This window comes from Variovorax sp. GW823-FHT04F07 (assembly GCF_058795995.1).
Genome location: NZ_JBXAIG010000009.1, coordinates 153,337 through 180,087 on the forward strand (window position 1 = coordinate 153,337; position 26,751 = coordinate 180,087).

Annotated in this window: 20 protein-coding genes; 11 read left to right on the plus strand and 9 right to left on the minus strand. The window is 68.6% G+C overall.

Annotated elements, in window-relative coordinates; all coding sequences use genetic code 11:
* Positions 1-92 precede the first annotated feature (92 nt).
* The 9 genes from AC1RAA_RS29310 (at position 93) to AC1RAA_RS29350 (ending at position 9,669) form a co-directional block, all read left to right on the plus strand.
* Positions 93-1,403, plus strand: a complete 1,311-nt coding sequence (locus tag AC1RAA_RS29310) for an ABC transporter substrate-binding protein (protein WP_159273605.1) — start codon at positions 93-95, stop codon at positions 1,401-1,403.
* Positions 1,400-2,155, plus strand: coding sequence for an ABC transporter ATP-binding protein (locus AC1RAA_RS29315; RefSeq protein WP_159273604.1), 756 nt, complete (start codon positions 1,400-1,402; stop codon positions 2,153-2,155). The genes AC1RAA_RS29310 and AC1RAA_RS29315 overlap by 4 nt, the downstream gene beginning before the upstream one ends.
* Positions 2,142-2,840: an ABC transporter ATP-binding protein gene (locus tag AC1RAA_RS29320; RefSeq protein ID WP_159273603.1), complete on the plus strand. Its 699-nt coding sequence runs from the start codon at positions 2,142-2,144 to the stop codon at positions 2,838-2,840. The genes AC1RAA_RS29315 and AC1RAA_RS29320 overlap by 14 nt, the downstream gene beginning before the upstream one ends.
* A 13-nt stretch (positions 2,841-2,853) precedes the next feature.
* Complete coding sequence (locus tag AC1RAA_RS29325) at positions 2,854-3,720, plus strand: branched-chain amino acid ABC transporter permease (RefSeq protein ID WP_062477701.1); 867 nt, start codon at positions 2,854-2,856, stop codon at positions 3,718-3,720.
* A 10-nt stretch (positions 3,721-3,730) separates the two neighbouring features.
* A complete protein-coding gene (locus tag AC1RAA_RS29330; protein ID WP_492683475.1) occupies positions 3,731-4,765 on the plus strand; it encodes a branched-chain amino acid ABC transporter permease in 1,035 nt (344 codons plus the stop codon).
* Positions 4,762-5,874 carry a class II histone deacetylase gene (locus AC1RAA_RS29335; protein ID WP_492732388.1) on the plus strand — a complete coding sequence of 371 codons (1,113 nt, stop codon included), beginning with the start codon at positions 4,762-4,764 and terminating at the stop codon, positions 5,872-5,874. Before AC1RAA_RS29330 ends, AC1RAA_RS29335 begins: the two co-directional genes overlap by 4 nt.
* 63 nt (positions 5,875-5,937) lie before the next feature.
* Positions 5,938-6,558, plus strand: a complete 621-nt coding sequence (locus AC1RAA_RS29340; protein ID WP_492732390.1) for a CHAP domain-containing protein — start codon at positions 5,938-5,940, stop codon at positions 6,556-6,558.
* A 20-nt stretch (positions 6,559-6,578) separates the two neighbouring features.
* Entirely contained in the window at positions 6,579-7,346 is a 768-nt protein-coding gene (locus AC1RAA_RS29345; RefSeq protein WP_062477710.1) for a class II glutamine amidotransferase, read from the plus strand.
* Between the two features lie 115 nt (positions 7,347-7,461).
* Complete coding sequence (locus AC1RAA_RS29350) at positions 7,462-9,669, plus strand: TonB-dependent receptor (RefSeq protein ID WP_492732391.1); 2,208 nt, start codon at positions 7,462-7,464, stop codon at positions 9,667-9,669.
* Here the strand turns inward: AC1RAA_RS29350 and gshB are convergent, their stop codons facing one another.
* From gshB to AC1RAA_RS29395, 9 genes are all read right to left on the minus strand, one after another.
* Entirely contained in the window at positions 9,670-10,623 is a 954-nt protein-coding gene (gene gshB / locus AC1RAA_RS29355; protein WP_095743317.1) for a glutathione synthase, read from the minus strand.
* Entirely contained in the window at positions 10,623-11,900 is a 1,278-nt protein-coding gene (locus AC1RAA_RS29360) for a benzoate/H(+) symporter BenE family transporter (protein ID WP_492732392.1), read from the minus strand. The genes gshB and AC1RAA_RS29360 overlap by 1 nt, the downstream gene beginning before the upstream one ends.
* A 41-nt stretch (positions 11,901-11,941) precedes the next feature.
* Positions 11,942-13,810 (minus strand): potassium transporter Kup, encoded by a 1,869-nt coding sequence (locus AC1RAA_RS29365; RefSeq protein ID WP_159273598.1) that lies wholly within the window; start codon positions 13,808-13,810, stop codon positions 11,942-11,944.
* A 156-nt stretch (positions 13,811-13,966) separates the two neighbouring features.
* Positions 13,967-15,283: a glutamate--cysteine ligase gene (gene gshA / locus AC1RAA_RS29370; protein WP_062477724.1), complete on the minus strand. Its 1,317-nt coding sequence runs from the start codon at positions 15,281-15,283 to the stop codon at positions 13,967-13,969.
* 184 nt (positions 15,284-15,467) lie between these two features.
* Complete coding sequence (locus tag AC1RAA_RS29375; RefSeq protein ID WP_307636103.1) at positions 15,468-16,760, minus strand: glutamate-5-semialdehyde dehydrogenase; 1,293 nt, start codon at positions 16,758-16,760, stop codon at positions 15,468-15,470.
* 64 nt (positions 16,761-16,824) lie between these two features.
* Positions 16,825-17,895 (minus strand): DNA polymerase III subunit delta, encoded by a 1,071-nt coding sequence (gene holA / locus AC1RAA_RS29380; protein ID WP_062477727.1) that lies wholly within the window; start codon positions 17,893-17,895, stop codon positions 16,825-16,827.
* A 23-nt stretch (positions 17,896-17,918) separates the two neighbouring features.
* Complete coding sequence (locus tag AC1RAA_RS29385) at positions 17,919-18,440, minus strand: LPS-assembly lipoprotein LptE (RefSeq protein WP_492732394.1); 522 nt, start codon at positions 18,438-18,440, stop codon at positions 17,919-17,921.
* 35 nt (positions 18,441-18,475) lie between these two features.
* Entirely contained in the window at positions 18,476-21,106 is a 2,631-nt protein-coding gene (leuS, locus tag AC1RAA_RS29390) for a leucine--tRNA ligase (RefSeq protein WP_492732395.1), read from the minus strand.
* A gap of 87 nt (positions 21,107-21,193) precedes the next feature.
* Positions 21,194-22,669, minus strand: a complete 1,476-nt coding sequence (locus AC1RAA_RS29395) for an FAD-dependent oxidoreductase (protein WP_492732396.1) — start codon at positions 22,667-22,669, stop codon at positions 21,194-21,196.
* Positions 22,670-22,799: 130 nt separating this feature from the next.
* Here AC1RAA_RS29395 and AC1RAA_RS29400 point away from each other — a divergent pair, with 130 nt between their 5' ends.
* Both AC1RAA_RS29400 and glgB read left to right on the plus strand, forming a co-directional pair.
* Positions 22,800-24,458, plus strand: coding sequence for an alpha-amylase family glycosyl hydrolase (locus AC1RAA_RS29400; protein WP_492732398.1), 1,659 nt, complete (start codon positions 22,800-22,802; stop codon positions 24,456-24,458).
* Positions 24,459-24,463: 5 nt separating this feature from the next.
* A complete protein-coding gene (glgB, locus tag AC1RAA_RS29405; protein WP_492732399.1) occupies positions 24,464-26,647 on the plus strand; it encodes a 1,4-alpha-glucan branching protein GlgB in 2,184 nt (727 codons plus the stop codon).
* Positions 26,648-26,751: the final 104 nt, after the last annotated feature.

The window sequence follows — 26,751 nt, forward strand, 5'->3', positions numbered from 1 at the left end:
GCCCGCGTTTTGCCAGTTTTCGATAACGCCGCGGCGGCGCGCAGAGAGAGGATGCGGACCTGTCCATCCTTCATCCGCCAAGGAGAACCTCCATGTCCGCCGACCTTTTCCCCGCAGCCTCCGGCGCCCTCACGCGCCGCCAACTCGTCATCGGCGGCGGCGCGGCCGCGCTGGCCGGCGTGCCTGCGCTGGCGCATGCGCAATCGAAGACCATCAAGATCGGCTACCTCACCACGCTGTCGGGCGTTCGCGCCAACTTCGGCGAGGCCGACCCCTGGAGCCTGGAGCGCGTGCGCGCCACGCTGAAGGACGGCCTGACCATCGGCGGCACGACCTACAAGGTGGAGATCGTGGTGCGCGACACGCAGTCCGACGCCAACCGCGGCGCCACCATGTCCAGCGAACTGCTGCTGCGCGAGAAGGTCGACCTGCTGCTGGTGCAGGACAGCGACGCCGCACTGGCCGCCGGCCAGCTGTGCGACGTCAACGGCGTGCCGATGGTGTCGACCATGGGGCCGTGGCAGGCCATCACCTTCGGGCGCGGCTCCACGCCGCAAAAAGGTTTTCCGTTCTCGTTCCATTTCTTCTGGGGCGCCGACGACGTGCTGAAGAACTTCTTCGGCATGTGGGAGCCGCTGAAGGTGGAGCGCACGCTGGGCACGCTGTACATCGACAACGGCCCGGGCCACGCCTTCGCCGATCCGGCCACGGGCATCCCGGGCGGCGCCAAGCAGCGCGGCTACAAGGAGACCAACGGCGGCTTCTTCAAGATCGCGACCGACGACTTCAGCAATCAGGTGTCGAGCTTCAAGGCGGCGCGCGCGAACATCGTCTCGGGCTTTGCCTACGCCAACCACTTCGCCACCTTCTGGAAGCAGGCGCAGCAGGCGGGCTACCGGCCCGAGGTGGTGACCATGGCCGCGTCCTTCCTGTTCCCGAGCGCGGTGGAGTCGCTGGGCGCGGCGGGCAACGGCATGTCAACCGAGGTCTGGTGGACGCCCAACTTCCCGTTCAAGTCCTCGCTCACGGGCCAGAGCGCCAAGGCGCTGGCGGCCGACTGGGAGGCCACCACCGGCAAGCAGTGGACGCAGCCCATCGGCTACGGCCACGCGCTGTTCGAGGTCGGCATTGCCGCGCTGAAGAACGCCACGAACCCGAAGGACAAGAAGGCCGTGCGCGACGCGCTGGCCAACCTGCAGCTCGATTCGGTGGTGGGACGCATCGACTTCAAGGGCAGCCCGATCAAGAGCGTGGCCGTCACGCCGATGGTGGCGGGCCAGTGGCGCAAGACCAAGGCGGGCAGCAAGTTCCCGTACGAGCTGGTCATCACGCACAACAGCACGGCCAAGCAGATTCCGGTGGAAGACGAGCTCAAGCTGCTGTCGCAGCTCAAGGCTGCATGAGCGATTGCCTCGTCATCGACGGCCTGTGCAAGCGCTACGGCGAGATCGTCGTGGCCGACCAGGTGGCGCTCTCGCTCGCGCGCGGCGAGTGCCTGGGCGTGGTCGGGCCGAACGGCGCGGGCAAGAGCTCGCTGTTCAACCTGATCACCGGCGTGGCCGTGCCCGATGCCGGCAGCATCCGCCTCGAAGGCCGCGAACTGGTCGGGCTGCGCGCCGACGCGCGGGCGCGGCTGGGCGTGGCGCGCGCCTTCCAGATTCCGCAGCCCTTCGCGCACCTGAGCGCCTACGAGAACGCACTGGCCGCCGCCACCTTCGCCGCGCGGTTGCCGCGCGCGCAGGCCGCGCGCCAGGCCTGGGCCGTGCTGGAACGCACCGGGCTGGCCGACCGCGCCGACGTGCCGGCCGGCCGCCTGCCGCTGCTGGACCGCAAGCGCCTCGAGCTGGCCAAGGGCCTGGCGGCGCGGCCGCACCTGCTGCTGCTCGACGAGATCGCCGGCGGCCTCACCGAGGCCGAGGTGCAGGTGCTGGTGGCGCTGGTGCTCGAGCTGAAGCAGGACGTGGCGATGATCTGGATCGAGCACATCGCGCAGGCCTTGATGGCCGTGGCCGACCGCATCATGGTGCTGAACTTCGGCCGCAAGCTGCTGGAAGACACACCCGCCGCCGCCATGGCCAGCCGCGAGGTGCGCGAGGTCTACATGGGCGTGGGCGACGAAGACACCGTGCAGGAGCGCACCCATGCCGCTGCTTGAAGTGCGCGACCTGTGCAGCCACTACGGCGACCTGCAGGCGCTGTTCGACCTGTCGCTCGACGTGGCGGAAGGCGAGGCCACGGCGCTCATCGGCGCCAACGGCGCCGGCAAGTCGACGCTGATCCGCGCCATCGCCGGGCTGGGCTCGCGCAGCCGGGGCGGCATCCGCTTCGACGGTCAGGCCATCGAGGCCGAACCGGCCGAGCGCATCGCGCGCCGCGGCATCGCGCTGGTGCCCGAGGGGCGGATGCTGTTCCCCTCGCTCACCGTGGAAGAAAACCTGCGCATGGGCGCGCTGTGCGGCCGCACGGGCCACTGGACGCTGCCAACGGTGTACGCGCTGTTCCCGATCCTGCAGGAGTTTCGCCACCGGCCGGCCACGCAGCTGTCGGGCGGGCAGCAACAGATGGTGAGCATCGGCCGCGCGCTCATGGCCAACCCGCGCCTGATGCTGTGCGACGAAATCTCGCTGGGCCTGGCGCCGGTGGTCATCGAGCAGATCTACCGCGCCTTCGGCGACATCCGCGCACAGGGCACGGCGCTGCTGGTGGTGGAGCAGGACGTGACGCGCGCCTGCCGCATCGCGCAGCGCGTGTACTGCCTGCTCAAGGGACGCGTCACGCTCGCGGGCCGCGCCACGGACTTCAGCGCCGCGCAGATCGCCAACGCCTACTTCGGACACTGAACACCTCCCCACCATGGCCTGGCTCGAAACCCTCATCAACGGCGTGCTGCTCGGCGGCCTCTACGCGCTCTTCGGCCTCGGGCTGGCGCTGGTCTTCGGCGTGATGCGCATGGTCAACCTCGCGCACGGCGAGTTCGTGGTGCTCGCGGCGTACTTCGCGGTCTTCTTGGCCACGCAGTTCCCCGGCGTGTCGCCGCTCTTCTTCATCGCGCCGGTGGCGCTGGCGGCCTTCGGCATGGGCTACCTGCTGCAGCGGCTGCTGCTGAACCGCGCGGTGGCCACCGACGATCCGCTCACGCCGGTGCTGGTCACCTTCGGCATCGCGGTGGTGCTGCGCAACCTGATGGTCGAGCTGTTCGGTGCCGACCCGCGCGCGCTGGACGGCGGCGCGCTGGCCACGGCGGGCTTCGAGATCGGCGGGCTGCGCATCGGCTGGTACCCGGTGCTGGTGCTGGTGCTCGCGGTGCTGGCCTTCGGTGCGCTGCAGTGGCTGCTGCAGCACTCGCGCTTCGGGCTGGTGGTGCGCGCCACCTCGGACCACCGCGAGATCGTGCGCACGATGGGCGTGCGCCCGCGCCATGTGTATGCGGTGGTGATGGGGCTGTCGCTGGCCTTCGCGTCGGTGGCGGGGCTGCTGCTGGCGCTGCGCACCTCGTTCACGCCCTTCTCGGGCGTGGAGCGGCTCTTGGGCGCGTTCGAGGTCGTGATCATCGGCGGCCTGGGCTCGTTCCGCTGGGCGCTGGTCGGCGGCATCGCGCTGGGCGTGGCGCAGCTCGTGGGCCAGCGGCTCGATTCCAACGCGGGCGCGCTGTACGCCCACCTGCTGTTCTTCGCGGTCCTGATGGTGCGCCCCAACGGCATCGCTGGCGCACGTACCTGAGATGACTTCGATGCGCCCTCCGTCCCTCGCCCCCTGGATCGGCTTCACCGCCGCGGCCCTTGCCATCGCGTTCGCGCCCACCGTGGCCGACGGCGGGCTGCTGCGCCTGCTCAGCGAGGTGCTGATCACGCTGGCCATGGCCCAGATGTGGAACCTGCTGGCCGGCTACACCGGGCTGGTGTCGATGGGCCACCAGGCCTTTGCCGGCATCGGCGCCTACCTGCTGTTCGTGGCCTCCGACCGGCTGGGCATCTCGCCCTACTGGATGGTGCCGGTGGCGGGCCTGGGCGGCGCGCTGCTGGCCGCCGTGGTGGCGCCGCTGATGTTCCGCCTGCGCGATGCCTACTTCTCGATCGGCATGTGGGTGCTGGCCGAGATCGTGCGCCTGCTGGTCGCCAAGTTCCCGCTGTTCGGCGGCGAGTCGGGCGTGCCGCTGCAGGCGGTGCGGCTGGTGGAGGCCGAGACCTTCCAGCAGAACGCGTTCTGGATCTCGGGCGCCATCGGCCTGGCGGCGGTGGCCGGCGTGTACCTGCTGATGCGCTCGCCCTTCGGCCTGGGGCTGATGGCGGTGCGCGACAACGAGCTGGCCGCCACCAGCATCGGCGTGAACGTGTGGCGCAACCGCTTCATCGCCTTCGTGCTGTCGGGGCTGGGCTTCGGGCTGGCCGGCGGGGCGCACTTCATGGGGACGATGTTCGTCTCGCCCGACTCGGCCTTCGACATCAACTGGGTGGTGACGGCGATGTTCATCGTGATCATCGGCGGCATCGGCACCATCGAGGGGCCGCTGATCGGCACGGTCATCTACTTCGGGCTGCGCGAGCTGTTCAACACCTGGTTCGCGATGTCGGGCGGCTGGTACCTGATCGCGATGGGCTGCATCGCGATTGCGGTCATGCTGCTGGCACCGCGCGGCCTGTGGGGGCTGGCGCGTGAACGCTGGGGCTGGCGCGGCCTGAGCGTGCAGCGCCATCCGCCGCCGCGCGACGAAGCCTCGCTTTCCGCACCTCTTCCTCCCTCCACGCAACAAGGACGCACCGCATGAAGACCACCGCCTTCTTTCACGACGAACGCACCTTCTGGCACGTGCCCGGCGGGCTGCATGCCCTGTTCCTGCCGGTGGGCGGCTGGGTGCAGCCCATGGCCGGCAGCGGCATGGCCGAGTCGCCCGACTCCAAGCGCCGCATCAAGTCGCTGATGGACGTGTCGGGCCTGAGCGCCCAGCTCGACGTGCTGAGCGCGCCGATGGCCAGCGAAGAAGACCTGCAGCGCGTGCACCCTGCGGGCTACCTGCAGAAGTTCAAGGCCGCCAGCGACGCCGGCGGCGGCGACCTGGGCGAGGTCGCGCCCTTCGGCCCGGGCAGCTACGAGATCGCGAAGCTCTCGACCGGGCTGGCCATTGCCGCGATGGACAGCGTGCTGCAGGGCCGCCACCGCAACGCCTTCGCGCTCACGCGTCCGCCGGGCCACCACTGCCTGCGCGAGCACAGCATGGGCTTTTGCCTGTTCAACAACATCGCAGTGGCCATCGAGACCATGAAGGCGCGCCACGGCCTGGGCCGCGTGGCCGTGATCGACTGGGACGTGCACCACGGCAACGGCACGCAGGAGATCTTCTACGACCGCCCCGACGTGCTCACGCTGTCGCTGCACCAGGAGAACTGCTTCCCGCCCGGCTACAGCGGCGCCGAAGACCGCGGCACGGGCGCGGGGCTGGGCTTCAACGTGAACATCCCGCTGCAGCCCGGCGGCGGGCACGCGGCCTACATGCACGCCTTCGAGCGCATCGTGACGCCGGTGATCGACCGCTACCAGCCCGAGCTGATCGTGGTGGCGAGCGGGCTGGACGCCAACGGCGTCGATCCGCTGGCGCGCATGCAGCTGCACCCCGAGTCGTTCCGCCAGATGATGCGGCAGGTCAACGCGCTGGCCGCGAAGCATTGCGACGGGCGCGTGGTGGTGGTGCACGAGGGCGGCTACTCGGAAGCCTGCGTGCCCTTCTGCGGGCTGGCGGTGGTGGAAGAACTGTCGGGCCACCGCACCGAGGTGGAAGACCCGTTCAGCGACTTCTTCGGGCTGCAGCAGCCCTCGGCGCGCTTCGATGCGTTCCAGCGTGAATTGATTGGCGAGATGGCGGCGTTGCACGGGCTCTGAGGCGGTCGCATGGACTAAGCTCGTCGCTGCCGGCCCGTGGCCGCGCGTCCTGCTTCAGAGTCCATGCCCCGTTTCATCACCCGCCGCACCGTCGTCGTTCTCTCCGCCCTCGTCCTCGTCGCCCTGCTCGGCCTGTGGGCCGCGAGCCGCTTCAACGTCAACCCGACGCACGCACCCGGCGAGGTGATCGACCAGTTCGAGGGCGTGCCGGTGTACTACAACGGCGCCATCAACCACGTCGACGGGCGCAGCGTGACGCCCGACGGCTACAACATCGGTCTGCGCTGGCAGTGCGTGGAGTTCGTCAAGCGCTACTACTACGAGCGCCACCAGCACCGCATGCCCGAGGCGCGTGGCCATGCCAAGGCCTTCTTCGACGCGGCCGTGGCCGATGGCGCGCTGAACGCGGCGCGCAACCTGGTGCAGCACCGCAACGGCGGCGCGAGTGCGCCGGCGGTGGGCGACATCGTGGTGTTCGCGCCGTGGCTCTTCAATCCCTACGGCCATGTGGCGATCGTGTCGCGCGTGGACGCCGACGCGGTCGAGATCGTGCAGCAGAACCCCGGGCCCTTCGGCAGCTCGCGCGAGCGCCTGCCGCTGGCGCTCGCTGAAGGGCGCACGCATCTGGGCACCGAACGCGTGCTCGGGTGGCTGCGGCTGCCCGCCTCCTCCTCCAAATCCTGAATCGCGGTCTAATCACAGCCATGTGCCAATTGCTAGGGATGAACTGCAACACGCCGACCGACGTGACCTTCAGCTTCACGGGGTTCGCGCAGCGCGGTGGCCGCACCGACCACCATGCCGACGGCTGGGGCATCGCGTTCTTCGAGGACCGCGGGCTGCGCCACTTCGTCGACCACCAGCCGGCCTGCGAGTCGCCGGTGGCGGAGTTGATCCGGCGCTACCCGATTCAAAGCCGCAACGTCATCGCGCACATCCGCAAGGCGACGCAGGGCGAGGTCAACCTGCAGAACTGCCACCCCTTCGTGCGCGAGCTGTGGGGCCGCTACTGGGTGTTCGCCCACAACGGCGACCTGAAGGACTTCCGCCCGCGCCTGCACGGCAACTTCCACCCGGTGGGCAACACCGACAGCGAGCACGCCTTCTGCTGGATCATGCAGGAGCTGGCCAAGTCGCACGCGGGCGTGCCCAGCGTCGAGGAGCTCACGCTCACGCTGCGCGAACTGGCGCCGCAGCTGGCGGCGCACGGCACCTTCAACTTCATGCTGTCCAACGGGCAGGCGCTGTGGGCGCATGCCTCCACCAACCTCTGGTACGTGGAGCGCCGCCACCCCTTCGTGACGGCGCAGCTCTCGGACGAAGACCTGGAGATCGACTTCGCCCAGCACACCACGCCCACCGACCGCGTGGCCGTGGTGGTGACGGCGCCGCTCACCACCAACGAGACCTGGACGCCCTTCGCCTCGGGCGAGTTGCATGTGTTCGTGGACGGCCAACGGATGCCACGCTGAGGCCCGGCATTCAGTCTTTTGGCTGACACTTTTTTGCAACAGCGCAAGAAAGTATCGATGAGTGAGTGCAAACAATGAACAATAACTGTTCTCATTTGCATCCGATCAATCTTTCATGCCCGCACCCCGCTTCTTTCTCCGGCCGACCGTGGCCGCCTCGCTGCTGGCCCTTCACGCCCTGACGGCCCTGGCGCAGACGCCGCCGGCCGAACCCGCCAGTGGCACGCTGAGCACCGTCACCGTCGAAGCCAGCGCCGACGCCTCGGCCGAAGGCCTCACCAAGCCCTTCGCGGGCGGGCAGGTGGCGCGCGGCGGGCGCGTGGGCATCCTGGGCAACCAGGACATGATGGATTCGCCCTTCTCCAGCACCAGCTACACGCACGAGCTGATCCAGAACCAGCAGGCCAAGAGCGTGGCCGACGTGCTGCAGAACGACCCCTCGGTGCGCGTGGCGCGCGGCTTCGGCAACTTCCAGGAGTCGTACTTCATCCGCGGCTTCGTGGTGAATTCGGACGACATTGCGTACAACGGCCTGTACGGCCTGCTGCCGCGCCAGTACATCTCGTCGGAGCTGTTCGAGCGCGTCGAGGTGCTGCGCGGCGCGAGCGCGTTCCTGAACGGCGCCACGCCCACGGGCGGCGGCATCGGCGGCAACATCAACCTGCTGCCCAAGCGCGCGCCGAACGACCCGCTCACGCAGGTCACTTTGGGCACGGCCAGCGGCTCGCAGAGCTATGTGTCGACCGACATCGCGCGCCGCTTCGGGCCCGATCAGAGCCTGGGCGTGCGCCTGAACGCAGCCCACCGCGACGGCGGCACCGGCGTGAACGCCGAGCAGGTCAAGCTCGACGTGGCCTCGGTCGGCTTCGACTGGCGCAGCCGCAACGCGCGCATCTCGGCAGACCTCGGCCACCAGGAACACCGGCTCACGCGCACGCGCCCGAACGTGACGCTCGGCGCCGGCGTGACGCGCGTGCCGTCCGCGCCCGACAACCAGCTGAACTACGCGCAGCCCTGGACCTACTCCAACGAGCGCGACACCTTCGGCTCGCTGCGCGGCGAATACGACATCACCGACAACGTGACGGCCTGGATCGCCGGCGGCGCGCGCAAGAGCCACGAAGGCAATGCGCTGGCCGGCCTCACGCTCACGAACAACCTCGGCATGGGCAACATGTCGCGCTTCGAGAACCAGCGCCAGGACAGCACCCGCACGGCCGAAGCCGGCGTGCGCGGCAAGTTCACGACCGGCCCGGTGAACCACACGGTGGTGGCCTCGTACTCCTACTACCAGCTCAAGGAGAAGAACGCCTACAAGTGGGACTTCTTCAACCCCCTGAAGACCAACCTGTATGCGCCCGTCGGCTACCCGATCCCGGCCTACACGGCGAGCGCGTTCCGCGGCAACGACATGGACAACCCCGCGCTGCTGACGCAGACGCGCCTGAGCAGCCTGGCGATCGGCGACACGCTGTCCTTCCTGGACGACCGCGCGCAGCTCACGCTCGGCGTGCGGCGCCAGAAGCTGGAAAGCACCGACTTCGCCTACGACACCGGCAAGCCCACCGCGTACGAGAAGAGCCGCACCAGCCCGATGGCCGGCTTCGTGTTCAAGCTGCAGCCGCAGGTGTCGCTGTACGCGAACTACATCGAGGGCCTGAGCAAGGGCGACACCGCGCCCACGGTGTCGACCGCCGGCGCCGTGCGCAACGCGGGCACGCAGCTCTCGCCCTATGTGTCCAAGCAGAAAGAGATCGGCATCAAGTTCGACGGCGGCCGCATCGGCGGCGGCCTGGCCTTCTTCACCACCGACAAGCCGCGCGCCCTCGTCAACAGCGCCGGCTACTACGTGGCCGAAGGCCGCGACCGCCACCAGGGCCTGGAGCTGACCGCGTTCGGCGAAGCAGCCAAGGGCGTGCGCCTGATGGGCGGCATCACCTTCCTGGACGCCAAGCAGCGCGCCACGGGCGACGCCACGACCGACGGCCGCCGCGTCATCGGCATCGCGAAGACGCAGGGCACCCTGGGTGTGGAATGGGACGTGCCGGGCGTGCGCGGCCTGTCGCTGGACGGCCGCGTGGTGTCCACGGGCCCGAGCTACGCCGACGCCGCCAACACGCTGCGCGTGCCGGGCTGGACGCGCTTCGATGTCGGCGCGCGCTACCTCACCGAGGTGGCCGGCAAGCTGGTGACGCTGCGCGCGCGCATCGACAACCTGACCAACCGCAACTACTGGGCCTCGGTGGGCGGCTACCCGAACAACGGCTACCTGGTGCTCGGCGCGCCGCGCACCTTCACGCTGTCGGCGTCGGTCGACTTCTGATCAGGCCGAGGCCAGGTGCGCCTCGAGCGCATCGATGAACATCTTCGGCACGTCGAAGCCGGTCTGTTCGGTGATCTCCTGAAAGCAGGTCGGGCTGGTCACGTTGATCTCGGTGACCGAGTCGCCGATCACGTCGAGCCCGATCAGCAGCAGGCCGCGCGGCGCGAGCACCTTGCCGATGGCTTCGGCGATCTCGCGGTTGCGCGCCGTGAGCGGCTGGGCCACGCCCTTGCCGCCGGCCGCGAGGTTGCCGCGCACCTCCGTGCCCTGCGGAATGCGCGCCAGCACGAAGGGCGCCGGCTCGCCCGCGATGATCAGGATGCGCTTGTCGCCCTGCGTCACCTCGGGCACGAAGCGCTGCACCATGATGGTTTCGGCACCGTCCTTGTTGAGCGTCTCGACGATGGAGCCGAGGTTCAGCGCATCCTGCTTGACGCGGAAGATGCCCATGCCGCCCATGCCGTCGAGCGGCTTGAGGATGATGTCGCCGTGCTCGGCATGGAAGTCGCGCACGGCCTGCGCGCTGCGCGTGACCAGCGTGGGCGTGACGAACTGCGGAAACTCCATGATCGCGAGCTTCTCGGGGTGGTCGCGCAGCGCACGCGGCGAGTTGACCACCTTCGCGCCCTCGCGCTCGGCCTGCTGCAGCAGGTGCGTCGAGTAGATGTACTCGGCGTCGAAGGGCGGGTCCTTGCGCATCAGCACGGCGTCGAAGTCCTTCAGCGCCTTCGATTCGACGATGTCGACGCGGTACCAGTCCTTCGGGTCACCCGTCAGCGTGATCTGCTGCACCACCGCCGAGACGCGCCCGCCGGAGGTCCACTGGATGTCCTGCGGCAGGCAGGCCGCGATGCGGTGGCCGCGGCGCTGGGCCTCGCGCATCATCGAGAAGGTCGTGTCCTTGTAGATCTTGAAGTGATCGAGCGGGTCGGCGACGAAGAGGATGTTTTTCATCAGGCGTTCTTTCCGGCGCCGGGAGCGGCGGCTGTGGAGGGGGTTTCTGGCGGCATGTTGCCGGAAGCGGCGATGTCCTTGCCGGCCGGGGCTTTTTCAACTGGCACCTGTGCGCGGCCGACCTGCTGCACCGCCAGCGCCACCGCGCCGGCCACCACGCCCCAGAAGGCGGAGCCGATGCCGGCCAGCGTCACGCCCGAGAGCGTGACCAGGAAGGTGATGAGCGCGGCCTCGCGGTGCGCCTCGTCGCGCACCGCTGCCGCCAGCCCGCCGCCGATGGTGCCCAGCAGCGCCAGCCCGGCGATGGCCGCGACCAGTTCTTTCGGAAAGGCCGTCAGCAGGCCCGTGACGGCCGCGCCGAACAGGCCGATCACCACGTAGATGGCGCCGCAGCTCACGGCCGCCGTGTAGCGCCGCGCCGGGTCTTCGTGCGCCTCGCGGCCCATGCACATGGCGGCCGTGATCGCGCTCAGGTTGAGCGCGAAGGCGCCGAAGGGCGCGAGCACCAGCGTGGCGAGGCCGCTGATCGTGATGAGCTTGCTGACCGGCAGGTCGCTGTAGCCGCTGGCGCGGATCGCCGCCACGCCGGGCAGGTTCTGCGAAGCCATGGTCACGACGAACAGCGGCAGCGCCAGGCTCACGATGGCCTGCCAGGTGAACACCGGCGCCGTGAACACCGGCCAGGTGAGCGAGAAGTGCACAGTCGACCACGCCAGCTCGCCGCGCGCGGCCGTGAAGGCGATGGCCACCAGCAGCGTGAGCGGCACCGCGTAGCGCGGCAGCAGGCGCTTGCCCAGGAGGTAGGTGGCGAGCATCAGCAGCACCAGCGGCAGCGCGGTCTGCGCCGCCGTGAAGGCCGAAATGCCGAAGCGCGCGAGCACGCCGGCCAGAAGCGCCGAGGCGATGGCCATCGGGATCTTGTTCATCACGCGCTCGAACCAGCCCGTGGCACCCGCGAGCACGATCAGCACCGCGCAGACGATGAAGGCGCCCACCGCCTCGCCCATGCCGTAGCCCGCGCCGGCCACGGCCAGCACGGCCGCACCGGGGGTGCTCCAGGCGATCATGACGGGCTTGCGCCACCACAGCGAGGGCAGCGCCGAGGCCAGCCCCATGCCGATGCCCAGTGCCCACATCCACGAGGCCACCATCTCGGGCGTGGCGCCGAAGGCCTGGGCGGCCTGGAACACGATGGCCACCGAACTCGTGAAACCCACGAGCACGGCGACGAAGCCCGCGGTGAAGGCCGAAAGGCTCAGGTCCTTGAAGAATCGCATGCCGCGATTCTGCCGGGGCGCGCGGCGTGGCGCCGCGGGCCTCAGATTTCGATCTTCGAACCCAGCTCGACCACGGCGTTGTTGGGCAGGCCCAGGAAGGCCGCCGCGCCGCTCGCGTTGTGGTGCATCTGCGCGAACAGCTTCTCGCGCCAGGGCGCCATGCCGCTGCCCAGCGTGGGGATCACGACGTCGCGCGAGAGGAAGTAGCTGGTCGTCATCGGCTCGAGCTGGCAGCCGCGCATGCGCGCGTTGTCGAGCGCGCGCGGCAGGTCGATGTCGTTCTTGAAGCCGTAGTGCACGATCACCTGCCAGCAGTGGTTGCCCAGCGCCTCGATCTCGATGCGCTTGTCCATCGGAATCCAGGGCACCTCGTGGTTGCGCACGGTGACGAACATGTTCTGCTCGTGCAGCACCTTGTTGTGCTTGAGGTTGTGCAGCAGCGCGTTGGGCACCACGCCCGGTTCGGCCGTGAGGAACACGGCCGTGCCGTCCACGCGCGCGGGCGGGCTCATGAACACCGAGCCGAGGAAGGACTTCAGGTCGATCGCGTCGGCGTGCTGCGCCTCGCCCATGAGGCGGCGACCTTCCTTCCAGGTGACCATCAGCGTGAACACGGCGCCGCCGATCAGCAGCGGGAACCAGCCGCCTTCGAACAGCTTGAGCAGGTTCGAAGCGAAGAACAGGAAGTCGACCACGAAGAAAATCGCGGTCGAGGCGATGCACAGCGCCAGCGGCAGCTTCCACGCGTAGCGGATCACGAAGAAGGTCAGGATCGTGGTGATCAGCATGTCGGTGGTCACGGCGATGCCGTAGGCCGCGGCCAGGCTGCTCGAGGTGCGGAACATCACGACCGCCATCACGATGGCCACAAACAGGCCCCAGTTGACCAGCGGAATGTAGATCTGGCCCGCGGTGCGCACGCTGGTGTGCTCGATGTTCAGGCGGGGCAGGTAGCCCAGCTGGATCACCTGGCGCGTGACGCTGAAGGCGCCGGTGATGAGCGCCTGCGAGGCGATCACCGTCGAGAGCGTGGCCAGCAGCACCAGCGGAATGAGGGCCCATTCAGGCGCCATCATGAAGAACGGGTTCTTCACGGCCTCGGGGTTCTCCAGCAGCAGCGCGCCCTGGCCTAGGTAGTTGAGCGTGAGCGCCGGCATGACGACCGAGAACCACGCGATGCGGATCGGTTTCTTGCCGAAGTGGCCCAGGTCGGCGTACAGCGCCTCGGCGCCGGTCACGCACAGCACCATGGCGCCCAGCAGGATGAAGCTGGTGCCCGGGTTGTCCCAGATGAACTTCAGCGCGTACCAGGGGTTCAGCGCCTTGATGATCTCGGGGTGGTGCGCGATCTGCCACACGCCCAGCACGGCGATGGCCGCGAACCACGCCAGCGTGACGGGGCCGAAGAACTTGCCGATGCCCGCCGTGCCGCGCTTTTGCACCGCGAACAGGCAGAACAGCACGACCAGAGTGATCGGGATCACGTAGTGCTTGAAGTGCGGCGACACCACCTCCAGGCCCTCGACCGCCGACAGCACCGAGATGGCCGGCGTGATCACGCCGTCGCCATAGAACAGCGAGGTGCCGAAGATGCCGACGATCAAGAGCAGCTGGCGCAGCCTCGGCTTGTCGGCCACGGCCTGGGAGGCCAGCGCGAGCATCGCGACCAGGCCGCCCTCGCCTTCGTTGTCGGCGCGCAGCACGAGCACGACGTACTTGATCGACACGATGACCGTGAGGGTCCAGAAGAACATCGACAGGATGCCGTAGACGTTCTCCACGGTGAACGGCACATGGCCGTGACCGAAGACTTCCTTGACCGCATAGAGAACGCTGGTGCCGATGTCGCCGTAGACGACGCCGATGGCGCCGACGATGAGGCCGGCAGAGATGTTTTTGGGGGCTGACACGGGGGTCGATGGGAAAAGGTTGGCTCGCAATGATCGACGCGTCAGTCACGCCGGGGTGCCGCGGCCGCGCCGCGCATCCCTCCGCCCTTTTGGTTCCGTTGCTGTGGGGCCGCTATTTTGCCGTTGCCCGCCGACGCCGCAACCCGCCCCCGCCGCTCATTCGTAGATTTCGGCGTCCGGGTCGGTCGCTTCCATCTCGTAACTGGCCGCGACCATGGCCAGACGGCCCACCACGCCATACATGTAAAAACGGTTGGGGGCGCTGGCGCCGGGCTTGGCGCCCGGCTGCGGCAGCTGCGCGCTTTCCGAGAAGGCCAGCGGCACGTAGCTGGCGCCCGGCTGCTTGAGGTTCTCGTCGGCGGCGCGCTCGGCGTGCACGCGGTAGAAACCGCCCACCACGTAGCGGTCCATCATGTAGACCACGGGCTCGGCCACGCCGTTGTGCACGCGCTCGTTGGTGAGCACGCCTTCCTGCACGATCAGCTCGGTGGGCTCGCGCAGGTCGCGCCCGGCGCTGGTCTTGGCGGGCGACGAGGTGGCGGTGCGCGACTTGCCGATCAGCGCCTCGACCTCCTTGGCGTCGCGCACGGTCACGACGCCGGGGCTGCCGCTGCCGCTGTGGCCGCCCTTGACGACCACGAAGGGCTTCTCGTTGATGCCGTATTCCTTGTACTTGCGGCGCACCTTGGTGAGCACCGCGTCGACATGGCTGGTGAGCACGTCGATGCCGCGGCCCTCGGCCACGTCGACGCCTTCGGCGCGCGCGTAGATCGGGTTGATGAGCCACGGGTCGATGCCCAGCAGCTTGCCGAAGCGCTTGCACAGCTCTTCGTAGCTGTGCAGGTGGTTGCTCTTGCGACGCACCGACCAGCCCGCGTGCAGCGGCGGCAGCAGGTACTGCTCGTGCAGGTCTTCGAGGATGCCGGGCGTTCCTGCAGAAAGCTCGTTGTTGAGCAAAATTGTGCAGGGATCGAAGTTCTTCAGGCCCAGGCGGCGCTTGGAGCGCACCACCGGTTCGAGCGTCACGGTCTCGCCGTTGGGCAGCTCGATCTTCTTGGGCGACTTGATGGCCGGATCGATCGAGCCGATGCGCACATTGAGGCCCGCCATATGGAAGATGCGCACCAGTTGCGCGACGTTGGCGAGATAAAAGGTGTTTTTCGAGTGGTTTTCAGGAATGACGAGCAGGTTGCGCGCCTCCGGACAGATCTTCTCGATGGCCGCCTGCGCGGCCTGCACCGCCAGCGGCAGCATTTCCTTGGTGAGGTTGTTCCAGCCACCGGGGAACAGGTTGGTGTCGACCGGGGCGAGCTTGAAGCCCGCGTTGCGGATGTCGACGGCGCTGTAGAACGGCGGCGTGTGCTCCATCCACTCGAGGCGGAACCAGCGCTCGATGGCGGGCATCGAGTCGAGCACCCGCTGCTCCAGTTCGTTGATCGGGCCGGTCAGGGCAGTGACGAGATGCGGAACCATGCAGCGGCCTTGTTGGTTTTGTGCTTAAAGGTGGAGTGGAATTGTAGGATTTGGGGATGGCGCGCCCGATGACAAGCAGCCAAAGAGAACAAAGCACCCCAATCCACAACACACGTTGCAAGAACACCGCGGCACGGGCCTCGCCGCGCCGCCGGCCCGATGGCCCCGGCCCTTCGGACCCCGATTAACCGCGGACTTCGCCCTGCCCCAGCACCACGTACTTGAGCGAGGTCAGGCCTTCGATGCCGACCGGGCCGCGCGCGTGGAACTTGTCGGTGCTGATGCCGATTTCGGCGCCCAGCCCGTACTCGAAGCCGTCCGCGAAGCGTGTGCTCGCATTTACCATCACGCTGGCCGAATCGACCTCGCGCAGGAAGCGCTGGGCGTTGATGTGGTCGCGCGTGACGATGGCGTCGGTGTGGTGGCTCGAGTAGCGGTTGATGTGCGCAATGGCCTCGTCCAGCCCCGCCACCACCTTGATGCTGATGACGGCGGCCAGGTACTCCTCGGACCAGTCGGACTCGACCGCATCGATCACCTTCGCCTGCGGATGGTGCGCCTCGCTGGCGCGCAGGATCGCGGCGGCGGCCGGGTCGCAGCGCATCTCGACGCCCTTGGCGGCGAAGATGGCGGCGATCTCGGGCAGGAAGTGGTCGGCCACCGAGGCCGCCACCAGCAGGCCTTCGGCGGCGTTGCAGGGGCTGTACTTCTGGGTCTTGGCGTTGTCGACGATGCGCAGCGCCATGTCGAACTCAGCCGTGTCGTCCACGTAGACGTGGCAGTTGCCGTCCAGGTGCTTGATGACGGGCACCTTGGCGTCGCGGCTGATGCGCTCGATCAGGCCCTTGCCGCCGCGCGGAATGATCACGTCGACGAACTCGGGCATGGCGATGAGCTGGCCCACGGCCTCGCGGTCGGTGGTCTGCACCAGTTGCACCGCATCGACCGGCAGGCCGGCTTCGGCCAGCGCCTCGGACACCAGCAGCGCCAGCGCCTTGTTCGAGTCGATGGCTTCCGAGCCGCCGCGCAGGATGGCGGCGTTGCCCGACTTGATCGCCAGGCTCGCGGCCTCGATGGTCACGTTGGGGCGGCTCTCGTAGATCATGCCGAAGACGCCGATCGGCACGCGCATCTGGCCCACGCGGATGCCGCTGGGCTGCTGCTTCATGCCGATGATCTCGCCGATCACGTCGGCCATGCCGGCCAGCTGCTCGCAGCCCTCGGCCACGGTCTCCAGGACCTTGGGCGTGAGCTTGAGCCGGTCGACCATCGGGGCCGACAGGCCGGCGGCCGTGGCGCGCTCCAGGTCCTTTTGATTGGCGACGGCCAGCGCGGGGCCGGCTTCGCGCAGGCGCCGGGCCAGCGCCTTCAGTGCTCTGTTTTTGGTAGCTGCATCCGCACGGGCCATGAGGAATGCAGCGGCTTTGGCTTGCAGACCGAGGGTCTGCATGTGCTCGCTGACGTTGAACGCGTTCATGACCGGCATTTTCCCACGCGGACCTTCGGCCCGGCTGACGCGGGCCTTTTGATGGCGATCGACGTCAGGCGCGACGCGGCGCGGCGGCCGTGCTGCAGGCGCGGCACAGCATCAGCGCCAGCCGCTGCAGCGCCTGCCAGCCGCTGGCGGGCCAGTCGGGCTGCTTCAGGCCCTTGCAGATGCCGTCGACCAAGTGGGCCGCGCGCAGCAGCCGGGTCAGCATGCGGTCGTCCAGGCGCGGCAGCACGCGCTCGAAGGCGCGCTCGCGCGGGCCCCAGATGCGGTTCTCACGCAGCGCCATCGGCAGCGGACGGCCGGCGGCCATGGCGTCCTTCACGCGCTTGAGGGCGCGGATGTCCTCGGCGATCGTGTAATGCACCAGCACCTCGGCCTCGCCCTCGGCCTGCAGGCCGTCGAGCATGCGCGCCACGCGCTGCGGGTTGCCGGCCAGCACGGCCTCGGACAGCTTGAACACGTCGTAGCGCGCCACGTTGTTGACGGCGCCCTCGACCTGCTCCCAGCTCAGCTCGCCCGCCGGATGCAGCAGCGCGAGCTTCTGGATTTCCTGGTGCGCGGCGAGCAGGTTGCCTTCGACGCGGTCGGCAAAGAACTGCAGCGTGCGCTGGCCTTCGTCGCCGGGCATCACGCGCTGGTTCTGCAGCCCCAGGCGCTGCGCGATCCATTGCGGCAGCGCGGCGCGCTCGATCGGGTCGACCTGGATGCTCACGCCGTTGTTCTCCAGCGCCGAGAACCACGCGCCGGTGCGCGTGGCCTTGTCCAGGCGCGGCAGCATCACCAGCGTGAGCGTGCTGTCGTTGCCGGGCGCGCCCTCGGCCAGCTGCTGCAGGGCGACGCTGCCGTCCTTGCCGGGCTTGCCCGAGGGAATGCGGATCTCGACGATCTGCTTGTCGGCGAAGAGCGAAAGCGAGCCCCCCGCCGCCAGCACCGCGCTCCAGTCGAAGTGCGCGCCGGCCACGGTGTACGAGCTGCGCTCGGTGTGGCCCTGGGCGCGCGCGGCGGCGCGGATGGCGTCGGCCGCCTCCTGCGCGAGCAGGGGCTCGTCGCCGTGGATCGTGTAAAGCGGCTTCAGGCCCTTTTGCAGGTGGGCGCCGAGCTGGGCACTGGCAAGTTGCATTGAAAAAAGAACGGAAGCGACGCTTACAGGGACTGCACCGCCGCCAGCCGGCGCATCAGCTGCTGCGCGATGTCGGCCTGCATGTCGCGGAACAGCAGGTCGGCCTCGCTCTCCTTGGCCAGCGCATTGGTTTCGTTGAAGCTCAGGTCGCGCGTCTGCGAGACCTCGGACGCGGCCAGCAATTCCTTGCCGCCCGGCGTGCGCAGGCTGAAGCGGGCGCGCAGGCGCAGCTGCACCTCGCGCACCAGGCCGGCGGAGTTGGTCGAGATGACGAAGCGGTCGCGGTCTTCGCCCAGCACCACGAGCACGGCGTCGGCGGTGCTCGCCTCTTCCTTGGGCACCAGCGTCACGTTGCCGGCCGCGCGCAGCTCGCGCCGCAGCTGGTTGATGAGCGCCGTATTGCCTTCGAGCGACAGCGTCTTGAACGCGAAGTTCGGCGCCTTGCGCAGCGCGAAGCCGCAGCCGGACAGGGCCAGCGAAGCGCCTGCCACGCCGAGGCCCAGGAGAAAGCCGCGGCGCGGCTGCGAGGCATTGCGAATGTTCATGCGTCTGTCGTTTCCGTCGTTCTGCAGTGTCGGGTTCAGATGACCACGTTGACCAGGCGCCCGGGCACCACGATCACGCGCTTGGCCGGCGCGCCTTCGGCGAAGTTGACGAAGTCGTCGCAGGCGAGCGCCAGCCGCTCGATCTCGTCCTTCGAGGCGCCGGCGGGCACCAGCAGCTTGCCGCGCAGCTTGCCGTTGACCTGCAGCATGAGCTCGACCTCGTCCTGCGCCAGCGCGGCCACGTCGACCACGGGCCAGGGGGCGTCGAGCAGGTCGCCCGAGGCCTTGTCGTAGCCGAGCTGCTGCCACAGCTGGTGCGCGATGTGCGGCGTGGCCGGGTACAGGCAGCGCAGCAGGATGCCGAAGCCCTCGCGCGCGGCAGCTGCGTCGCCCGCGCTGCCGTCGGACTTGAAGCCTTCGAGCGCGTTGAGCAGCTTCATCGCGCCCGACACCACCGTGTTGTATTGCATGCGCTGGTAGTCGTAGTCGATCTGGCGCAGCACGGTGTGCACCTCGCGGCGCAGCGCCTGGGCGGGCTTGCCGAAGCTCTGGCCGGCGAGCGCCACCGGCGCCACGTCGGCCTGGGCCACGCCGTAGTTCCACACGCGGCGCAGGAAGCGGTAGCTGCCTTCGACGGCCGCATCGTTCCACTCGAGCGTGGCTTCGGGCGGCGCAGTGAACATGGTGTACAGGCGCGCGGTGTCGGCGCCGTACTTCTCGATCAGGTCCTGCGGATCGACGCCGTTGCGTTCGCTCTTGCCCATCTTGCCCACGCCGCCGTACTCGACCTTGGTGCCGTCGGCCAGCGTGCCGCCAGTGATGCGGCCCTGCGCGTCGAGCACCGCCGTGACTTCGAGCGGCGGGAAGTAGTCCTTGCCGCCCTTCTCGTTGCGCTTGTAGAAGATGTGGTTGAGCACCATGCCCTGCGTGAGCAGCTTGGCGAAGGGCTCGTCGGCCTTCACGAGGCCGAGGTCGCGCATGACCTTGGTCCAGAAGCGCGCGTACAGCAAGTGCAGGATCGCGTGCTCGATGCCACCGATGTACTGGTCCATCGGCATCCAGTAGTCGGCGCCCTCGGCGACCATGGCCTTGTCGTTGGTCGGGTCGCAGTAGCGCATGAAGTACCACGACGAATCGACGAAGGTGTCCATCGTGTCGGTCTCGCGCCGCGCGGCCTTGCCGCACACCGGGCACACCACGCCGGCGTGGAAGCCTTCGTGCTTGGCCAGCGGGTTGCCCGAGCCGTCGGGCACGCAGTCGGTCGGCAGCACCACGGGCAGGTCCTTTTCGGGGACCGGCACCGCGCCGTGTTCTTCGCAATGGATGATCGGGATCGGCGTGCCCCAGTAGCGCTGGCGGCTCACGCCCCAGTCGCGCAGGCGCCAGGTGGTCTGCAGCTCGCCCAGGTCCTTCTGGCCCAGCGCATGCGCCACGGCGGCCACGGCCTCCTTGTAGGTCATGCCGCTGAAGTTGTCGGAATTGATGGTCACGCCGCGCTGCTTGTCGCCGTACCAGTCCTGCCACTTGTGATAGTCGAAGTGCGGCTCGTCGTCGACCAGCACGACCTGGATGATCTCGATGCCGTACTTGTTGGCGAAGGCGAAGTCGCGCTCGTCGTGCGCGGGCACGCCCATCACGGCGCCGTCGCCGTAGCCGATGAGCACGTAGTTGCCGACCCAGACCGGCACCTGCTCGTCGGTGATCGGGTGCTTCACGGTCAGGCCCGTGGGCACGCCCTTCTTCTCTTGCGTGGCGAGCTCGGCCTCGGTCGTGCCGCCACCCTTGCATTCTTCGATGAAGGCCGCGACCTTCGGGTCGAGCGTGGCGGCGTGCGCGGCCAGCGGATGCTCGGGCGCGACGGCGCAGAAGGTGACGCCCATGATGGTGTCGGCGCGCGTGGTGAACACGTACATGCGGCCGTCCTGGATGAGCTTGCCGCCCGCGTCCCGGATGTCATGCGTGAAGGCGAAGCGCAGGCCCTCGCTCTTGCCGATCCAGTTTTCCTGCATGAGCTTGACGCGCTCGGGCCAGCCCGGCAGCTTGTGTTGCGTGTGCTCGAGCAGTTCTTCGGCGTAGTCGCTGATCTTCAGGTAGTAGCCCGGGATCTCGCGGCGCTCGACGGTGGCGCCGGTGCGCCAGCCCTTGCCGTCGATCACCTGCTCGTTGGCCAGCACGGTCTGGTCGACCGGGTCCCAATTCACGACCTGGGTCTTGCGGTAGGCGATGCCCTTTTCGAGCATCTTCAGGAACAGCCACTGGTTCCACTTGTAGTAGCTCGGATCGCAGGTGGCGATCTCGCGGCTCCAGTCGATCGCCAGGCCCATGGCCTGGAGCTGGCCCTTCATGTAGGCGATGTTCTCGTAGGTCCACTTGGCCGGTGGCACGCCGTTCTTCAGCGCCGCGTTCTCGGCCGGCAGGCCGAAGGCGTCCCAGCCCATGGGCATCAGCACGTTGTAGCCGCTCATGCGCAGGTAGCGCGTGAGCATGTCGTTGATCGTGTAGTTGCGCACGTGGCCCATGTGCAGCTTGCCGCTCGGGTACGGCAGCATCGAGCAGGCGTAGTACTTCTTGCGGCTCGCGTCCTCGGTGACACGGTAGACATCGGCGGCGCGCCATTGCGCCTGGGCAGCGGACTCGACGTCGCTGGGTTTGTAGCTGGGGTTCATGACATCTCGGCAGGGCCCGGCTCGACGGCGGCCGGGAAGGCGGATTATCGCGCCGTGCGTGATCGTCCCCCGGGCCCCATGCCGGAATCAGGCCCTTTCCTGCGGCGGCGGGGCGGGCGTCCACTCGTCGCCGAACAGTTCCGGCTCGCTGTAGGCCTCCAGATTCGCCCAGTGGTGGGCCGCATCTTCCCGGTAGAACAGGCTGGCCAGCCCCGCCGCCAGGCGCCGCGCGCCGTCGCTGATGGCGGGAATGTCGCCCGACACCGTGCCGTGCGACAGCGCCGCCGGGTAGCAGAAGCAGTGGATGCGCGCGAGGCCCGGACAGGCACCGGGCGCGTTTTCCTGGAATTCGAAGGCCGGCCCGAGGTCGGGCGAATCGGTCAGCTCGCGGTCTTCATCACCGGGCGCGGGCGTAAAACGGTCTTTCCAGGTACGAATGTGCGCTGCAATGCCTGCGAATTCGGGGCGAGCGGCCCAGTCGACCTGGAAACCGGTCGACACGATCAAAAAGTCGAACTCGAAGTCGCCCTTGGGCGTGGTGACACGCAGCGCCTCGCCCTGCGGCGCCACGGCGAGGATGGGGCAGCCGAAGTTGAAGAAGGCGTTGGCGTGCCGCGACACCCGCAGCGTGCTGCCGTGCGGCGGCGGCACGTTCAGCACGTTGATGTAGTGGCGGATGCGCCATTTCAGTTCGTCGGGCAGGTCGTAGTGCCCCTGCGTGAGCCCCGGCACCCCGGCGCCCTTGCCCTTGTTGACGCGCGGCAGGTCGGGCCGGCGGATCAGCAGCTCGACGCTGTGCGCGCCGGCCTCGAGCGCGGTGGCGGCGCTGTCCATGGCCGAGGAGCCCGCGCCGACCACGCCCACGCGCAGGCCTTTCAGGCGGCCGTAGTCCATCTCGTCGGAGGAATGCGCCCATGCCGCGCGCGGCAGGCCGTCCACGAACGCCGGCACGGCCGGGCCGCCCAGGCCGTCGCGGCCGGTGGCCAGCACGACGCGACGCGCCAGCACGCGGCGCACGCCCTCGGGCGTGCGCAGGTCCAGGCGCACGGCGCTGGCGTCGGGCAGCGGTTGCAAGCCAGTAACAGCGGTGTCGTTGCGCACATCCACGCCCATCACGCGGCGGTACCAGACCAGGTAGTCCATCCATTGCAGGCGCGGGATCTTGTCCATCGCGGCCCAGGCCTCGGTGCCGAACTGGGCCTCGAACCACGCGCGGAAGGTCAGCGAGGACAACCCCAGCGCCGGGCCCGTGAGCTCCTTGGGCGAGCGCAGGGTTTCCATGCGTGCCGTGGTGGCCCAGGGGCCTTCGCGCCCGGCCGGCGCGCGATCGAAGACCACCGCGCGGATGCCCTGCTGCGCCAGCGCGCCCGCCGCGGCCAGCCCGGCCTGGCCGCCGCCGATGATGGCCACGTCGAGCACGGGTTCGCCGTCGACCTGGCGCGGCGGCACCCAGGCGCGGGCGGGCCAGCCCAGGTAGTCGAGGTCCTGGGCGAGCCGGCGTTCGAGCGCGGCGAGGCCGATGGGTGGGGCAGAGGGAGAGAAGGCGGTGTCGTCGGTGGTCATCGGTCGGGTGTCGGGGCGGCAGCGCCCCGCCCTGCTGAATTTACCCACTTCCGCGCGGCGCCCGCCTGCCACAGCGTACCGCTGGCCCGGATTTCGCATGCCACAATGAATTTCGACCACAGGGGCAGGCATGAGCGGCAGCAACGGCGAATGGTGGCGGGGCGCGGTGATCTACCAGATCTACCCACGCAGCTTCATGGACAGCAACGGCGACGGCGTCGGCGACCTGCCCGGCATCACGTCGAAGCTCGACCACGTCGCCCGCCTGGGAGTCGACGCGGTCTGGGTCTCGCCCTTCTTCCGCTCCCCCATGAAGGACTTCGGCTACGACGTGGCCGACTACCGCGCGGTCGATCCGCTGTTCGGCACGCTGGCCGACTTCGACGCGATGCGCGCACGCATGCATGCGCTGGGCCTGAAGCTGATCATCGACCAGGTGCTCTCGCACACCTCCGACCAGCACGCCTGGTTCGCCGAAAGCCGCAGCTCGCGCGACAACCCCAAGGCCGACTGGTACGTCTGGGCCGACCCGAAGCCCGACGGCACGCCGCCCACGAACTGGCTCTCGGTCTTCGGCGGCTCGGCCTGGCAATGGGACTCGCGCCGCAAGCAGTACTACCTGCACAGCTTTCTCACGGAGCAGCCCGATCTCAACTTCCATTGCGCCGACGTGCAGGACGCCCTGCTCGGCGAGGTGCGCTTCTGGTGCGAGCGCGGCGTGGACGGCTTTCGCTTCGACGCCTGCAATCACCAGTTCCACGACGCACTGTTGCGCAACAACCCGCCCGCCACGGTCGAATCGATGGGCGAAGTCAGCACCGTGCGCGCCGACAACCCGTATGCGATGCAGGTCCACCTGTACGACAAGAGCCAGCCCGAGAACCTCGTGTTCCTCGAGCGCCTGCGCCAGCTGCTCGACGGCTACGGCGCGGTCGCGCTGGGCGAGGTCGGCGACGAGAACGCGCCGCCTGTCATGGCGCAGTACACCGAACTCGGCAAGCGCCTGCACCTGGCCTACAGCTTCAGCCTGCTCACCGCCGACCACAGCCCGAAGCACCTGCGCCACCAAGTCGAATCGCTCGACACCGCATTGGCTGTGACGGGCGGCTGGGGCTGCTGGGCGGTGTCGAACCACGACGTGCCGCGCGTCGCCACGCGCTGGAGCGACGGCACCGCGCCCGACACCCGCCGCGACCGGCTCTGGCTCGCGCTGCTGCTCGCGCTGCGCGGCAGCGCCAGCCTCTACCAGGGCGAAGAGCTCGGCCTGCCCGAGGCCGAGGTGCCCTTCGAATTGCTGCAAGACCCCTACGGCCGCGCCTTCTGGCCCGAGTTCAAGGGCCGCGACGGCTGCCGCACGCCGATGCCCTGGACCGCCGAGGCGCCCAACGCCGGCTTCAGCACCGGCACGCCCTGGCTGCCGGTGGACGGCGCGCACCTGCCGCTGGCCGTCGACCAACAGGAAGCCGACCCCGGCTCGATGCTCGCCTTCAGCCGCGCGCTGCTGCACTGGCGGCGCACCCAGCCGCTGCTGCGCACGGGCGCGCTGGCGTTCGTCGACGCGCCCGCGCCGCTGCTGCACATCGTGCGCAGCGAGGGGGACGCGGTGCTGCATGCGATCTTCAATACAGGAATCGAACCTGTCTCGGTTACCTTGCCCGCGCCGCTGGTGCCGCTGGCCGGCCACCCGCTCGCGCCGACCGCGACCGTCACCGCCGATCCAAAACCCCTGCTGACATTGGCGCCTTATGGCGTGTGCTTCGGCACGACGGCCGAAGCAGGAGGACGCTGAACCCCATGCCCCCTTCTTCTCCCTTCCTCCAAGCTGCCGACATCCAGGCGCTGATGCGCGCCGAGCATGGCGACCCGTTCGCCGTGCTCGGCCCCCACGAGACCGCCGACGGCCTCGAGGTGCGCGCGCTGATGCCCGGCGCGCGGCAGGTGGCCGTGGTGCATTCGCGCACGGGCTGGCCGCTGTCGATCCTTGCGCGGCACGAGGGCTCCGACCTGTTCAGCGGCCTCGTGCCCGCGGCCGAGGCGCGCATGGGCTACTCGTTCCAGGTCGACTGGGAGACCGGGCACGCCTCGCGGCTCGAAGACCCGTACCGCTTTCCGTTCGTGCTCGGCGAGACCGACGTCTGGCTGCTGGCCGAGGGCACGCACCTGCGGCCGTGGGAGCGGCTGGGCGCGCACCTGCGCGAGATCGACGGCGTGAAGGGCGTGGCCTTTGCCGTGTGGGCGCCGAATGCGCGGCGCGTGTCGGTGGTCGGCGACTTCAACAACTGGGACGGCCGGCGCCACATGATGCGGCTGCGCCGCGAGTGCGGCGTGTGGGAGATCTTCGCGCCGCATGTGGCGACCGGCGACAGCTACGAGTTCGAGATCCTGTCGTCGCGCGGCGAGGTGCTGCGCAAGGCCGACCCCTTCGCGTTCTCGTCGCAACTGCGCCCCGGCACCGCCTGCGTCGTGGCGCCGCTGCCCGCGCCCGTGCCGATGCCCGCCGGGCGCGCCGAAGCCAATGCGCGCGAGGCTCCGATCAGCATCTACGAAGTGCACCTGGGCTCGTGGCGCCGCAAGCACCACGGCCAGGAATGGCTGGACTACCGCGAACTGGCCGACACGCTCGTGCCCTATGTGCGCGACATGGGCTTCACGCACATCGAGCTGCTGCCCATCACCGAGCATCCCTTCGACGGCTCGTGGGGCTACCAGCCCATCGGCCTGTATGCGCCGACCTCGCGCTTCGGCACGCCCGGCGACTTCCGCCATTTCGTCGAAGCCGCGCATGCCGCGGGGCTGGGCGTGATCCTCGACTGGGTGCCCGCGCATTTCCCGACCGATGCGCACGGCCTTGGCAACTTCGACGGCACCGCGCTGTACGAGTACGCCGATCCGCGCGAGGGCTTCCACAACGACTGGCAGACGCTGATCTTCAACTACGCCCGCACGGAGGTGCGCAACTACCTCGTCGGCAATGCGCTGTACTGGCTGGAGCGCTACGGCGTGGACGGCCTGCGCGTGGATGCGGTGGCCTCGATGCTGTACCGCGACTACAGCCGCAAGGCCGGCGAGTGGGTGCCGAATGCACAGGGCGGGCGCGAGAACCTGGAGGCCATCGATTTCCTTCGCCGCATGAACCGCGTGGTGGGTGTGGAGCGTCCGGGGGCCGTGACGATCGCTGAAGAGTCGACGAGCTTTCCTGGTGTGACGCGACCGCCGGAAGACGGCGGGCTGGGGTTTCACTACAAGTGGAACATGGGGTGGATGAACGACACGCTGGCGTATGCCGGGACCGATCCGGTCTACCGCAAGCACCATCACCAGCAGATCACCTTCGGGCTGATGTACGCGCACAGCGAGAACTTCGTGTTGCCGCTGTCGCATGACGAAGTGGTGCACGGCAAGGGGTCGATGATCGGGCGCATGCCCGGCGATGAATGGCAGAAGTTCGCGGGGCTGCGCAACCTGTATGGGTACCTCTGGGCTTATCCGGGGAAGAAGCTGCTGTTCATGGGCGGGGAGTTTGCGCAGTACGCGGAGTGGAATGCGGATCGCGGGCTGGACTGGCACTTGCTCGAGCATGCGGGGCATCAAGGGGTGCGGCGGTTGGTGCGCGATCTGAACAACGTGTATCGGCACTTTCCTGCTTTGCATGAGCTGGACCATGAGGGCTCTGGGTTCGAGTGGTTGGTGCATGACGATGTGGCGCAGTCGGTGTTTGCGTTTGTTCGGCGGGCTCGGGATGGGGGGGTTGTTGTGGTGGTTTGCAACTTCACGCCTGTGCCTCGGCTTGGGTATCGGCTGGGGGTGCCTGTGGCTGGTTCTTACCGGGAGGTCATCAATACCGATGGGGTGGTTTACGGTGGGAGTGGCGTGGGGAATGGGGTGGTTGAGAGTGCTTCGGTGCCTTGGCATGGGAAGGCCGATTCGATCGTGATCAGCGTGCCTCCACTCGCTACTTTGATGTGGGTGTTGAATTGACTCGCTCTGGGCTGGGCTGTGTTCCGGGGCCGGGTCTCGGCCCGGCGGCCGACCTACTTTTCTTTGCTTCGCCAAAGAAACGTAGGCAAAAGAAAGGCGACCCT